At 50.2% G+C, this 12,444-nt stretch carries 12 protein-coding genes; 6 read left to right on the forward strand and 6 right to left on the reverse strand.

The window, feature by feature from the left end; translation table 11 throughout:
- Positions 1-25: 25 nt before the first annotated feature.
- Genes E6W40_RS03195 through E6W40_RS03205 form a run of 3 tightly spaced genes read right to left on the reverse strand, consistent with a single transcriptional unit; the run spans position 26 to position 3,899 of the window.
- The gene (locus tag E6W40_RS03195; RefSeq protein ID WP_136604157.1) at positions 26-1,399 is read right to left on the reverse strand and encodes a YheC/YheD family endospore coat-associated protein; all 1,374 of its coding nucleotides are present in this window, start codon (positions 1,397-1,399) and stop codon (positions 26-28) included.
- A complete protein-coding gene (locus E6W40_RS03200; protein WP_136604158.1) occupies positions 1,399-2,520 on the reverse strand; it encodes a YheC/YheD family endospore coat-associated protein in 1,122 nt (373 codons plus the stop codon). Before E6W40_RS03200 ends, E6W40_RS03195 begins: the two co-directional genes overlap by 1 nt.
- An 11-nt stretch (positions 2,521-2,531) precedes the next feature.
- Positions 2,532-3,899, reverse strand: a complete 1,368-nt coding sequence (locus E6W40_RS03205; protein ID WP_136604159.1) for a YheC/YheD family endospore coat-associated protein — start codon at positions 3,897-3,899, stop codon at positions 2,532-2,534.
- Between the two features lie 164 nt (positions 3,900-4,063).
- On the opposite strand from E6W40_RS03205, the gene E6W40_RS03210 reads away from it, so the two are divergent.
- The 3 genes from E6W40_RS03210 (at position 4,064) to E6W40_RS03220 (ending at position 6,254) form a co-directional block, all read left to right on the forward strand.
- Positions 4,064-4,411 (forward strand): YlbF/YmcA family competence regulator, encoded by a 348-nt coding sequence (locus E6W40_RS03210; protein ID WP_136604160.1) that lies wholly within the window; start codon positions 4,064-4,066, stop codon positions 4,409-4,411.
- Between the two features lie 106 nt (positions 4,412-4,517).
- The gene (locus E6W40_RS03215) at positions 4,518-4,805 is read left to right on the forward strand and encodes a hypothetical protein (protein ID WP_136604161.1); all 288 of its coding nucleotides are present in this window, start codon (positions 4,518-4,520) and stop codon (positions 4,803-4,805) included.
- A gap of 114 nt (positions 4,806-4,919) precedes the next feature.
- Positions 4,920-6,254 carry a DRTGG domain-containing protein gene (locus tag E6W40_RS03220; protein ID WP_136604162.1) on the forward strand — a complete coding sequence of 445 codons (1,335 nt, stop codon included), beginning with the start codon at positions 4,920-4,922 and terminating at the stop codon, positions 6,252-6,254.
- Positions 6,255-6,337: 83 nt separating this feature from the next.
- Here E6W40_RS03220 and E6W40_RS03225 read toward each other — a convergent pair whose 3' ends face one another.
- From E6W40_RS03225 to E6W40_RS03235, 3 genes are all read right to left on the reverse strand, one after another.
- Positions 6,338-6,643 carry a YtpI family protein gene (locus E6W40_RS03225; protein WP_136604163.1) on the reverse strand — a complete coding sequence of 102 codons (306 nt, stop codon included), beginning with the start codon at positions 6,641-6,643 and terminating at the stop codon, positions 6,338-6,340.
- Between the two features lie 68 nt (positions 6,644-6,711).
- Positions 6,712-7,206 (reverse strand): sporulation membrane protein YtrI, encoded by a 495-nt coding sequence (locus E6W40_RS03230; protein WP_136604164.1) that lies wholly within the window; start codon positions 7,204-7,206, stop codon positions 6,712-6,714.
- A gap of 2 nt (positions 7,207-7,208) precedes the next feature.
- Positions 7,209-7,535, reverse strand: coding sequence for a YtrH family sporulation protein (locus tag E6W40_RS03235; protein ID WP_136604165.1), 327 nt, complete (start codon positions 7,533-7,535; stop codon positions 7,209-7,211).
- A 154-nt stretch (positions 7,536-7,689) separates the two neighbouring features.
- Here E6W40_RS03235 and E6W40_RS03240 point away from each other — a divergent pair, with 154 nt between their 5' ends.
- From E6W40_RS03240 to E6W40_RS03250, 3 genes are all read left to right on the forward strand, one after another.
- A complete protein-coding gene (locus E6W40_RS03240; RefSeq protein ID WP_136604166.1) occupies positions 7,690-11,343 on the forward strand; it encodes a DNA polymerase III subunit alpha in 3,654 nt (1,217 codons plus the stop codon).
- 192 nt (positions 11,344-11,535) lie between these two features.
- Positions 11,536-12,042, forward strand: a complete 507-nt coding sequence (locus E6W40_RS03245) for a phosphatidylglycerophosphatase A family protein (RefSeq protein WP_136604167.1) — start codon at positions 11,536-11,538, stop codon at positions 12,040-12,042.
- Positions 12,043-12,180: 138 nt separating this feature from the next.
- Entirely contained in the window at positions 12,181-12,369 is a 189-nt protein-coding gene (locus E6W40_RS03250; protein ID WP_036707848.1) for a hypothetical protein, read from the forward strand.
- Positions 12,370-12,444: the final 75 nt, after the last annotated feature.

Consider the following 12,444-nt stretch of genomic DNA (forward strand, 5'->3'; position numbering starts at 1 on the left):
TTGCTCTCATCAGCATTTACATTCGTCACTCAGAATCCCTCCTGCGGAATTTACTCAGATAAAGGCAGTGTTCGAGGATATGTTCCACAGAAGCTTTCCCTTCCGACCGCAGGGAAGGATGGCTGAATATGGAGCGGCCGGGTTTGGCATTGGCTTCAAACATCCATACCTTTTCATCCTGGTCAATCCCGAGATCAAATCCAATTTCTCCAAGCAGATGCTGGTGGTGGAACTCAATACCCTCGGCAAGCGTAATAGCGATTTTTTTGGCATTTTGCAGTACCTCATCCGATTTGGAACCAAAGGTACGACTCAGTGCCTGTTCAGGAGTCAGTAGTGATCCTCCATTTTTTAAATGTGTTGTAACGCTGCCCCGTCCTGCCTTTTTCGCACCTACCCCGACGACAACCCATTTGTTATTACCGTTTTTATGCATATGGAACCGGAAGTCGATCGGGCAATTGTCGATTTCAACCAAGCGGATGCCCTGCTGGATCACATAAGAATCAAGTGTACGGCCATGCCTGGATTGCAGCATCTTCATCATGCTGTTGAATGTGCTGAACCGAAGCAGTACATTGCCGCTTCCTTTGCGGTAGCGTGCAAAATATCCCTTTTTGGGCAGATAGGTCAGGCGGTAAATCCCCTTCCCTAAACTTCCCGCTGAAGGCTTATAGTAGAGAAACTGGTGTCTTTCCAGCATCTCCTTGATTTTTTCCGGTGTCGGGCTCATGTGGGATTCCGGTACATACAGGTTAACGGTGTTGTCGTTTTCAAGCAGGCGGTATATATCCGACTTGTTAAAAAAGCTCCAGTTGAAGTACGGAATTCTTCTACGGCTGAGACGTTCTCTTAGCTGGTTGATCGAAGATGAGGTTTCAGCTTTTCGGCTGGGAAGACGGTTGTAGACAACATCGGGCAGAGGTACGGCTTTTCGGTAAAAGTTGCCGTTATCACCCAGAAAATAGCCGTTCACCGTATCCTTCTGCCAGTTGATGTCCTTCGGCGTAAAAGCAAAAATATAGCATTTCTTTTTACCCTCGCGAAGCAGCTGTTTGATAAATCCCGTGCGGGATGAGAATGGCTGCGAGGTGTTCGTTGGTCCATCAGAGAGCACGCCAATCAAAGGTCCGAGTTGAACCTCATCTTCTTGCAGGTTTCGTATATAGATGCCGCCGGCGGATGGAATATGGATACCGCTCCGGACAGCCGAGCCGAGAAAAAGATGTTTGCCCGGCTTCTTGATGGATTTTACGGCAGCATGAATGGTGTCATTGCCGAGACGGAGCTGGATGTTTTTCTTGCCGGACAGCTTCAAGCTTTTCATAAGTGTATTGGATATATAGACGACTTTCTCGGGCTGCTGCGAAAAATGAACATTACAAAAAGTCAAACTCATCAATTTACCCTCCTAAGTTGTCGAAGCAATAGATAGCGGGCATAACGGAGCGGATTTTCCGAAGCGAGAACAGCGCTGTCTGGATCACCGGCATGCCGGATGGAGGTGCGTCCTGGCTTGGAGTTGACCTCCAGCAGCCACAAATTCCCTTTCGTATCGATCCCGAAGTCGATGCCCAGTTCTCCAAGCCTGCCAAAATGACTTTCCAGAATCGGCGGAATGGTCTCAGATATCTGCCCGAGGATTTCCGTCATATGTTCTGCCTGTTTAGCTTCGAATTGTTCGCTTAGATACGGAAGTACGGGAAGGGCTTTTCCGCCGCCGTGAAGGTTGGAGGTTATGCTCCCCGCGGCGCCCTCCCGGACCGCCATGCCGGTTCGCATCCACAACCCTTTTTCATTTTTCTGCATTAACACCCTGACATCAAAAGGCCGGTTGTTCTTGCTGTACAAATGCAGAAACGGCTGGATGATATATTCGCGGTTTTCAGTAAACTGCCGAATCCACTGTAAACCGCCGGCCGTTGATGCAAAGTTCTTTTCGATGAACCGGTTGAGAGAATCTCTGCCCTTAATGAGCATGGTTCCTGATTCCGGATCTTTCCGTATATAAAGCGTGTTTTTTCCTTGAGAACCGCCTCTGGGCTTCAGGAAGACTTCACTGTTAAAAGCCTCTAAACTGCTGATCAGGCTTTCATTTCCCCGGAAAACCCCGGTAACCGGAAGATGAGAGAGGAGGGAGCGCTCTTTTTTCAAGACCTGGTATACCCTCCATTTGCCCGGAAGTCCCCGGGACCAAAGCACCCACCTTTTCGCAAAGCGCGCCTCCGAAAGAAGACTTGCCGCATCCATGAATTCTTTTCCCCTGTGAAACAGACAACGATCGTATACAATGTCGGGAAAAGGGAACCGGTCTTTACGCCATTCGCTTTGCTTGTAAGTGTAGCCCTCAACGAAGCTGCGGTCCTTCGAGGCATCTGCCGGGCAAAAAACGATGACTCGTATTCCGTATTTTTTTCCGAGTATGGTCAGTCTCCTGCAGTAGCCTTCATCTGAAAAGGGCGGACTGCCGGGACGGCTGCAGCACATGATGCCAAGTGTTCCAATCGCTATGGCATGCATGACATCCCTCCTTAAAAGCCGGACAAATAGCAGCAGTATTCCAGCAGCCTTTTGACCGAAGGTCTGATTTTTTGCTCGTTAAGCGGTGTGTTATCATTTTTGGAAGGCTTGGAATTCACCTCGAGCATCCAAATTTTACCGGAGCTATCCATTGCCAAATCGATACCCAGTTCTCCGAAATGCGCGGGGATCAAATTATCAATCCCTCTCGCAATATCCAGCGATGCGCGGTGCAGCTTTACATAAGCGGTATTTTTGACCTCTGAAGGCAGCATGCATTTGCTCACCGCATCCTTGACGGTACTGAGCGTACCACCCCGGGCCAAGTTGGAAACAAAATGGTTTCCTCCGGCAATTCTTGCCACGATGGAGGTCACATTCCAGTTACCCATCCCGTTTTTCTGTACGAGGGCCCGGAAATCGATCGGCCGTTTGCCATGATCAATCAGGGTAAGTCCCTGCTGGATCTGAAATCGAGTCGTCTTCATTTTGCCGGATATGCCTGCAAATAACTTGGTTATGCTCGGGTATACCTGCCTGCGGGCGCCTCCCGTGGATGTAGCCAGCGTTTGGTATGTTCCGTCAGGCTGTCTTGCGATGCGGATGATACCCTTGCCAAGGCTGCCTCGTATTGGCTTTAGAAATACGACAGGGTATTGCGAGCACATTTTTTTAAGGATAGTAAGGCCGCTCAGTAAATGGGATTCCGGCATGAATTTGGCAAGGGAGGAATCGGCTTTAAGTGTGTCGAAAACCTCATTTTTGTCCAGAAACCTTTCATTAAAAACATGAGCGCCATAGCGGGATTTTACTTCTTTCATAAAATACTGTACGCTAGGTTTATTCTCCATTTTGCGTGTTGTGAGACGGTTGTTGATGACATCCGCGATGGGCATTGCCGTTTGGCGCCATCCGTCGTCATATACCCAGCCATGTATACTGTTTGACCCTTCCTGGATGTGATCCGGTGTAAAGAAGTATACATATGCACCCTGCTTTCGGCAGGCGTTAACAAGCTCCCGGCAAAACATGGATATAGAGCCGAACGGTTTATCGGGCTGATCTGGATTGTCTCTGCTGATAAGCACGCTGATCAGAGGTCCGAGCCTGAGTGTACGGCTCGAGGAATTGTAAGTCGCCCTCAGTACCGGACGAGAAAAAAGCCCCATTCGGTGGGCCAGAGGCTCACTGATACGCAGTCCGCGGGTTTTGGCTGCGGCGATAACGGTGATCTCTTGTCTGAAGGAACCAAATGCCAACTGCAGAGGACGGTCGGTAGGAATCTTCCACTGTTTGACCAGCTTCTCTCCGAGAACAATGGCGTTTTCCTTAAAAGCGCCCGGAGTGAACATTTGGACCGGTAGCATTTTTTTGGACATCGTGGATCTCCTTCCAACAGCAACTTGATGTCAACAGGGCAGATAAGGAGCATCTGCATTTTGCATGTAATGCATCATATGAGGACATATATCCCTTGGTGATTGACCCATTTTTATAAAAAAGGGATTTGCAGCTTTCATTTTTCAGAGGAGGAAGGACACACATGAATATTTACGACAAAGCGAATGAATTGGCGAAAGCCCTTAAAGAGTGCCAGGAGGTTCAGGATATTACTTCAGCGATGAGCCTGATTGAAAAGGATCAAGAGAGCAAAATCATGCTCGACGATTTCCGCAACCGCCAAATGGAGATTCAGCAGCGGATGATGTCTGGTGATATGCCTTCCCAGGAAGAGATGGAAAAGATGGAAAAGCTCTTTGACGTGCTCAGCCTGAACCTGAATATCCGCCGTCTGTTTGATGCCGAACGCCGCCTCAGCACGATCATTGAGGATATTAATAAAATGATCTCAGACAGTCTTCAAGGGCTGTATGGAGGACAAAGCCTGTAATGATATAAATTTTATATCGCAGGATTTTTCTGTTAACTTGTCTCATATTTTTCGTCAGACCTTCATAGAGTAGAAATATAGATTCACTTGTGAAGGAGCTGCCGAAATGAAAAAAAGAAACAAATTCAAACATTTCCTGTATCTGATTCTGGCGCTGGCCATGCTGATGTACGCCCTGCCTTTAATTTCTTTTAGCGGAGGCTGGACATGGGCATCGGCTTTCGGCGGAGCGTGGGCCCTGTTCGCTTTTCTGGTGATTGGAGCGCATTTGCATTACTTGCTTGGTGTGGATGAAGAGAAGCAAAAGGCACTCGACCGCATCAAAGCAGCCAAGCTGCGTCAATGGCAGATGAAATGGCCGGAAGAGAAGCAGCAGAGACAAGAAAATATGTAACAGTGAATGCTTAAAAAAAGCTGGGGCGGCTGCTGCTTCAGCTTTTTTTGTATGGAATAGAATGCTATGATATAGATACAGAATAGTACAGTTGGATGTGTGGGGGTGTAACAGTTGGAAGGCCGCGATGATGCGATTACAAAGCATGAACAGCTTTTGCTTCATATTGAAGGACTGAAAGTGGGAACAAAAATCTCCGTCCGCAAGCTGGCCAGAGAAATGTCAGTCAGTGAAGGTACGGCCTACCGTGCGCTCAAAGATGCAGAGAATCTGGGAATTGTTATTACCAAGGAGCGTATTGGGACCGTCCGGGTGGAGAAAAAACCGCGTAATATCTCCGAACAGCTTACTTTTGCCGATGTGGTTGACATCGTTGAAGGACATGTGCTTGGAGGTGCGGACGGGCTGCATAAAAATTTGCATAAATATGTGATTGGAGCCATGAAGGTGGACGCGATGGTTCGGTATATTGATGCCGGCAGCCTGCTCATTGTCGGTAACCGTGACAATGCGCATACGCTGGCTCTTGAGCAGGGTGCAGGTGTGCTGATTACCGGCGGTTTCGGAACCAGCAAAGAGGTCAAAATGCTGGCGGACCAGCTTAACCTGCCAATCTTCTCTTCGCGTCATGATACCTTCACCGTTGCGTCATTGATTAACCGGGCAATCTTTGATCGGCTCATCAAGAAAAAGATAATGATCGTGGAAGACATCGTGGGCAGCAAGCCTAAGATTCACGCCCTGAAGCTGTCCAGTACCGTGGGAGAGAGCATGGCGCTTTCCGAACAGAAAGGTGATCCGCGGCTGCCTGTCGTTGATGAGTGGAATCGTGTACTGGGAATCGTAAACCGTAGTGATATGAGAAATTTGCCGGAAGAGCAGAGCATTGAGAAGGTGCTGATCCGTAACCCGGTTACAGCCACACTCCAGACATCACTGGCTTCAGCCGCGCAGCTGATGATGTGGGAGGGCATTGATTTCCTGCCGATTGTGGACCGCAACCGCAAGCTGGTGGCGACCGTTTCCCGCAAGGAAGTGCTTCAGGCGATGAGAGATGCCCGCAAGCAGCCTCAGCTTGGAGAAACATTTGATCACCTCATTTGGAACGGTTTTGCGGATGAGCGGGATGAGGAGGGACGCCTCTTTTTTCACGGCTTCATTACGCCGCAGATGGCGACGGATCTGGGGACCATTTCTGAAGGGATTCTGACGACTGTGATGACACAGGCTGCGCTGCGCGCGGCCAAGGATTTGACCGGCAATGATTTCGTGCTGGACAACATGTCAACCTACTTTGTACGTCCCGTCCAGATTGAAGATCCAGTTGCCGTCATTCCTCGGCTTCTGGAGGCAAGCCGCAGGACATGCAAGCTTGAAATTGAGATGACGCATATGGACAGCCTGGTCGCGAAGGCCGTGCTTACGCTGCAATCTATAGAACACGGTTAAGGCAACCCGATGCGAGGGCAGATCAGAGGTTTCACGAACGAAAACAGCCGGACGCTCCCTAGGGAGTGCCCGGCTGTTCATGTTTACATGTTGTTTGATTTCATTCGGCTGTAGTAGCCGCGGTTGCGGATACCGGCAAAAATATTAAAAGCGCCGAGTACGAGGAAGATGGCTTCAATGATAATGGCAACCGTCGAGCCTTGAAAGATAAACATGAAAATCAATGCCAGCATGATTAGCATGATTCCCATGAAAATATTCGTAACAGCCCCGTACAGGCCTCTTTCACGGGCGTCCTTCGAGCGCCGGGAACGGCTGCTGTAGAGGGCAGCGCAAATGCAGGCGATGACCAGCAGCGCATAAAGCAAATAGCGGATGACAGAAACCATCAGATGCTGCAGCTCCTTCTTTTCGATCCATTATAGAGGTAGTTTAATAGCAATATTGTACCATGAATCTATGGATTTCGCACTTGAACGGTATGCACTTCCACCCAGATTTGGAGCATGCCCTCCATCAGCAGCATCGTCTTGATTTCAACCGAATATTCCTTTTCCCTCACTTTATAGATTTTCTCCTCAAGGAGCGTGCGCACAACTTTGCTGTAGGTGTCAATTTCGAATACGTTTTGCCCCCGAAGCACGCCTAAATCCTCGCCAAGCTGAACGATTATAGCTTTAACGACAACCGGATCGATCGGAGGATCCTGCCGCTCATTGCGGATTTTAATCTCTCGGATCACGGTTTGCTGATTCTTGTAGTTCTTCAACGTCTTGATATCTTCTTCATATTGCTTGATCTGGCTCTGCAAATCCAGATTGGACAACCAGAGTGTATTGTAGCTTGAGTGGAAGACAACGTTATAGACAACGCTGCCGATAATGGCACCGAGCACGAATACAGCGGCGATTTGTGAAATATGACGGTAACGCTTGAATGGAGGAATCCTCATGGCTACTCCTTACCGCCGCAAACCCACTTTACGAGCTCACTGCCCATATGTGCTCCGAGAAAGGCAGATACCAGAAATAAAATCTGCTTGATCGCCGGAGACATATTTCCTCCCAGAAAATTACTCTCTATGACCCGCATCGGATCGATTGTGCCGCCAACAGCTGCAGCCAGGGCCCAAATTTTGATCCGGTCTGCGACATCAAGCATAGTCTGGGTTGGCGGCTGCAGGGAAATGACAGCACCTACGCCACCGACCATCGCTCCCCCGATGACAATCCCGAAGGCAATGAAGAAATCCAGAATCGCTTTGGATAAAAATGCACTCATCATATCCAGTCCTTTCAGAGGGGTATGCTTGCATACCGCCTGTCCGATGATCTCCTATTCCATTCTATGGGCGGTGCCTTGCGTAATATGATAAAATAATATAAAGAGATGAAGACTACTTTCCGAATCAAAGCGGACAAAAAGGAGAAGAGATATGAGTTCATTTGTGCATCTACATGTGCATAGCGAATACAGCCTCCTGGATGGAGCGGCACGGATCTCGGACCTTGTCCGCCAAGCCGCCGAATACGGGATGAAGGCGCTGGCACTTACGGACCACGGGGTCATGTACGGTGCCGTGCCTTTTTATAAAGCTTGCTCCGCCGCCGGCATCAAGCCGATTATCGGCTGCGAGGCATATCTGACTGCCGGCTCGCGCAAAGAGCGCGGAAGCCGCAAGGATCAGCCGATTTACCATCTGATCCTCCTGGCCAAAGATGAGACCGGCTACCGTAATCTGATGAAGTTATGCTCCATAGGACACTTGGAGGGTTATCATTATAAACCGCGGATCGACATGGATGCTCTGAAGGCACATCATGAAGGGATTATATGCCTTAGCGCCTGTCTGGGCGGTGAAGTGCCGCAGCATCTCCTGCACGGCAGAACAGATGAAGCGCGCAGGGCAGCCATCCGTTACCGCGATATTTTTGGGGAAGACTTTTACCTTGAACTTCAGGATCATGGCCTGCCTGAACAAAAACGTGTCAATCCGCAGCTGATTCAGCTGGCCGAAGAGCTGGGGATTTCGCTCGCGGTCACCAATGATGTGCATTACTTGAAGCGTGAGGATGCCGCCATGCAGGATGTGCTGATCTGTATCGGGACAGGCAAGACGGTTGAAGACGAGGAAAGAGTGCAGATTCCGACCGACCAGCTGTACTTTAAGAGCGGGGAAGAGATGAACCGCCTGTTTCCGCACGTGAAGCAGGCAATAGAAAATACGTCTGCAATCGCGGATAAGTGTAATCTGGAGCTGGAATTCGGCAGATCTATTCTTCCGGAATACCGTCCGCTGCCTGAAGAAGTGGATTCCGCGCAGTATTTGCGTTCTCTCTGCCAGGAAGGCCTTGCTAAGCGCTATGAAAATACAGAGCTGTGGACAGCGCCCGGTGGACAGGAAGAGCTGAACAAGCGCTTGGATTATGAGCTCAGCGTCATTGGAAGCATGGGCTTCAACGATTATTTCCTCATCGTTTGGGATTTCATTGCTTACGCCCACAGCCAAGGTATCGCTACAGGACCCGGAAGGGGCTCATCGGCGGGCAGCTTGGTGGCATACGTACTTGAGATTACGAATGTGGATCCGATCAAATATCATCTTCTTTTCGAAAGATTCTTGAATCCTGAGCGGGTGACGATGCCGGATATCGATATCGATTTCAGTGATGAGCGGCGGGATGAAGTTATCCGATACGTCGCCCGTAAATATGGACATGAGCATGTGGCACAGATCATTACATTTGGTACGCTGGCTGCGAGAGCAGCGGTCCGTGATGTGGGACGAGCCTTGAATGTGCCTTACGGGGATGTGGATAAGGCTGCCAAGCTGATTCCGGGTTCCCATGGAATCAATATTAGGAAGGCGCTTGAGCTGAGTGAAGAGCTGCAAAAAAATTATCAACAGAACGGGAAAATCCGCGAATTATTAGATATGGCGATGAAAGTGGAGGGCATGCCGCGTCATGCTTCGACACATGCCGCGGGCGTTGTCATTTCACGCGATCCGCTGACGGATGCGGTGCCGCTGCAGGAAGGCAGCGAGCACACCGCCTTGACTCAGTACTCGATGGAAAATCTGGAAAGTATCGGCCTGCTTAAGATGGATTTTCTTGGACTTAGAACCTTGTCTATCATAGAGCGCTGCATGAACTGGATTAGCGAAATGACAGGGGAGATGCCGGATTTTCAAAACATCCCCGATGATGACAAGCTGACCTATGACATGCTGGGAAGCGGGGAGACCACGGGGATATTCCAGCTGGAATCCGCGGGCGTGCGGAGGGTTCTGAAGGATCTGAAGCCTTCTGCTTTCGAAGATATTATTTCGGTTGTGGCGCTATATCGTCCGGGTCCGATGGAATTCATCCCCAAATATATTCAGGCCAAGCATGGCCAGATTGATGTGGAGTATCCCCATGAGGACCTGAAACCACTTCTTGTGGATACCTACGGGATTATTGTTTACCAGGAACAAATTATGAAAATTGCCTCCCTGATGGCAGGCTTCTCTCTTGGGGAATCGGATCTGCTTCGCCGCGCCGTATCGAAGAAAAAACGCGAGGTGCTGGATCAGGAGCGGAGCCACTTCGTCGCAGGCAGTCTGAAGCAGGGATACAGTGAGGAAGAAGCAAACCGGGTCTATGACATGATCGTCCGCTTTGCCGATTATGGCTTTCCGCGGGCACATGCTGCGGCTTATGGTGTGCTTGCTTTTCAGACGGCGTATCTTAAGACGCATTATCCCGTGCAATTTATGGCATCTATGCTGACTGCCGTGATGGGGAGCCACCGCAAGGTCGCTGAATACGTGCTGGAGTGCCGCCGGATGGACATTCATGTTCTGCCGCCGGATGTCAATGAGAGCGGCGTGCTGTTTACCCCGGTTGCTGTGGCAGAATCGGTGGAGGCAACACCGGGGGCGGGACCAGGACATATCCGGTTTGGACTTGGCGCCGTCAAGAATGTGGGCACGCAAGCGGTCGAGAACATGATGCTGGTCAGGGAGGAGAAGCCCTTCGAAAGTCTGCTTGACTTCTGCCGCCGGATTGATTTGAGAGTCTGCAACAAGCGGGTGATCGAGTCGTTGATTCAGGCGGGGGCCTTTGATTCGCTCCCGGGTCACCGGGCGCAGCTGCTGGCGATGCTTGATGAGACGGTCGAAGCTGCTGTGAAGTGGCGCAAGGAACGCGATGATTTGCAGATTCAGCTGTTTGATTTTGTCGAAACCCCGAACTGGGATATTGAATATCCGGATATCCCTGCTTTTTCTGCCGGGCAGCAGCTGGAGCTTGAACGGGAACTGCTTGGACTCTATCTGTCAGGACATCCGCTTGATGATTATGACGAAGCTCTCACTATTCCCGGGGTTGACCGGTTGATGGATCTTGCCGAGGCCGAAGATGAATCGTACACGGTTGTGGCAGGTATGGTTGTATCCGTCAAGACGATTACGACAAAGCAGGGAAAAGCCATGGCTTTCATGGAAGTAGAGGATCAGATTGAGCGCTGTGAGGTCGTGCTTTTTCCAGAGGTATGGAAGCGAAGCTCACAGTATATTGAGAAAGGAGCACTGCTCGCGCTTCGCGCTAAGGTGCAGCAGCAGGATGAAGGCTTCAAGCTCCTTGCGGAGGACTTGCTGAGGCTGGATCCTGCGGCGCTTGAGCAGCTGGTGAAGCGCACCCGGAGCAAGCCGGCAGCCGGCAGAAGCTACACCAAGCAAACTGTGCAAAAGACTGAGCGAAAGCCTGCATCCGTTACCGCAGCCACGGAGGTAAATCAGGCTTCTCCGGGTTCGGGTGCGGGCGAGACGAGTGCTGCTGGAGCTGCATCGACTCCAATACGGAATAAGCCTGCTGAGCAGCGTGTGTTTGTCAAGATCACACCGCAGGCTGAACGCAGTCCGGATTTGCTAACCCGTCTGAAGGTACTTCTTCAGGAGCATCCGGGTCCGGTACAGACTGTGTTGTTCTATGAGGAGAACCAGAAGCTGCTCGCGCTAAGCGACAGCTACCGGATCAAGCCCTCCCCGCAGTTATTTGAAAGGATGGAAGGGATTCTCGGTAAAGACACCGTAAGAATCAAGTGAAAATAGGAAAAGTCCCGGCATATGACCACAGCTGGACATGCCCGCTCCCCGGTGCAGGGGGTTAACCGAGAATTTACGAACGTTTCCCCAGACTTCCGCATACACTTAGGAACACCTATCCTAGGGACAACATTTTATGCGGCTCCACTTTTTAATATAGCTCTTGGGGCGCGCATACGGGGGGAATAGCGAATGTCGTATGAAGCAGTGGTGGCCATGATGAACCACCGGGGAGTCAAGGTAGAAGATATTGCTGATATTGTATATCAGCTCCAGCTGGTGTATCATCCGCTTTTGACCATGCAGGACTGTACTGACAGCGTCAAAGCGGTTCTTGGCAAGCGGGAAGTGCAGTACACATTGTTTACGGGAATGGCGCTTGATGAGCTCGCAGAGCGCAGGCTTTTGCCGCAACCGCTGCAGGCGATCATGGAAGCGGATGAGCCTTTATATGGCGTGGACGAGACACTGGCACTTGGCATTACCAATGTTTATGGTATGATCGGATTAACGAGTTTTGGTTACCTCGATAAGGAAAAAACCGGAATTATCGCGGAGCTTAATGATAAAAAAAATGAAATACATGTTTTTCTGGATGATCTAGTGGCAGGACTTGCGGCGGCGGCTTCAGCCCGTATAGCGCACCGGTATAAGGGCGCGAAATCGTACCCGCTCGGCTCTGAGCTTTCCGGATCCTGAAACCCTTTTCCAACCCTTTTGACACCCCTTGATCTCTTGGGTTGTTTCAAAGCCCTTTGTTGCGGGAAAAAACAGAGTTATGTTATCATTGTTTCATTATACGGGCTCAGAACATGAGATTAGGGGGTTCTGAAAGGAATGTGGACGGTCATCTATATCGCGCCAACCGCGAAGGTAGCGGAAATGATCCAGGCCAAATTAACGGAAGAAGGATTTTTGGTGAAAAGCCGTCCGGTCAACTTATCCAAGCAGCAATTCGAAATTCTGGTGCCCTCAGGAGAGTTGGAGGAAGTCCAAGAAGTGCTGAATTCCATCTTGCATCCTTAATCTCCGGAAGAACGAGCGAGTGCGTTTATACGTGGTAGAGCGAAGATGCGGCTGAGCAAATTAACGGCTGGAGAG

The organism is Paenibacillus dokdonensis (assembly GCF_004916975.1).
Lineage (GTDB): Bacteria > Bacillota > Bacilli > Paenibacillales > Paenibacillaceae > Paenibacillus_AQ > Paenibacillus_AQ dokdonensis.

Coding starts and splice junctions, on each gene's coding strand:
- E6W40_RS03195 (WP_136604157.1), bottom strand. CDS start 1,399: ATGAGTTTGACTTTTTGTAATGTTCATTTTTCGCAGCAGCCCGAGAAA.
- E6W40_RS03200 (WP_136604158.1), bottom strand. CDS start 2,520: ATGCATGCCATAGCGATTGGAACACTTGGCATCATGTGCTGCAGCCGT.
- E6W40_RS03205 (WP_136604159.1), bottom strand. CDS start 3,899: ATGTCCAAAAAAATGCTACCGGTCCAAATGTTCACTCCGGGCGCTTTT.
- E6W40_RS03210 (WP_136604160.1), top strand. CDS start 4,064: ATGAATATTTACGACAAAGCGAATGAATTGGCGAAAGCCCTTAAAGAG.
- E6W40_RS03215 (WP_136604161.1), top strand. CDS start 4,518: ATGAAAAAAAGAAACAAATTCAAACATTTCCTGTATCTGATTCTGGCG.
- E6W40_RS03225 (WP_136604163.1), bottom strand. CDS start 6,643: ATGGTTTCTGTCATCCGCTATTTGCTTTATGCGCTGCTGGTCATCGCC.
- E6W40_RS03230 (WP_136604164.1), bottom strand. CDS start 7,206: ATGAGGATTCCTCCATTCAAGCGTTACCGTCATATTTCACAAATCGCC.
- E6W40_RS03235 (WP_136604165.1), bottom strand. CDS start 7,535: ATGAGTGCATTTTTATCCAAAGCGATTCTGGATTTCTTCATTGCCTTC.
- E6W40_RS03240 (WP_136604166.1), top strand. CDS start 7,690: ATGAGTTCATTTGTGCATCTACATGTGCATAGCGAATACAGCCTCCTG.
- E6W40_RS03245 (WP_136604167.1), top strand. CDS start 11,536: ATGTCGTATGAAGCAGTGGTGGCCATGATGAACCACCGGGGAGTCAAG.
- E6W40_RS03250 (WP_036707848.1), top strand. CDS start 12,181: ATGTGGACGGTCATCTATATCGCGCCAACCGCGAAGGTAGCGGAAATG.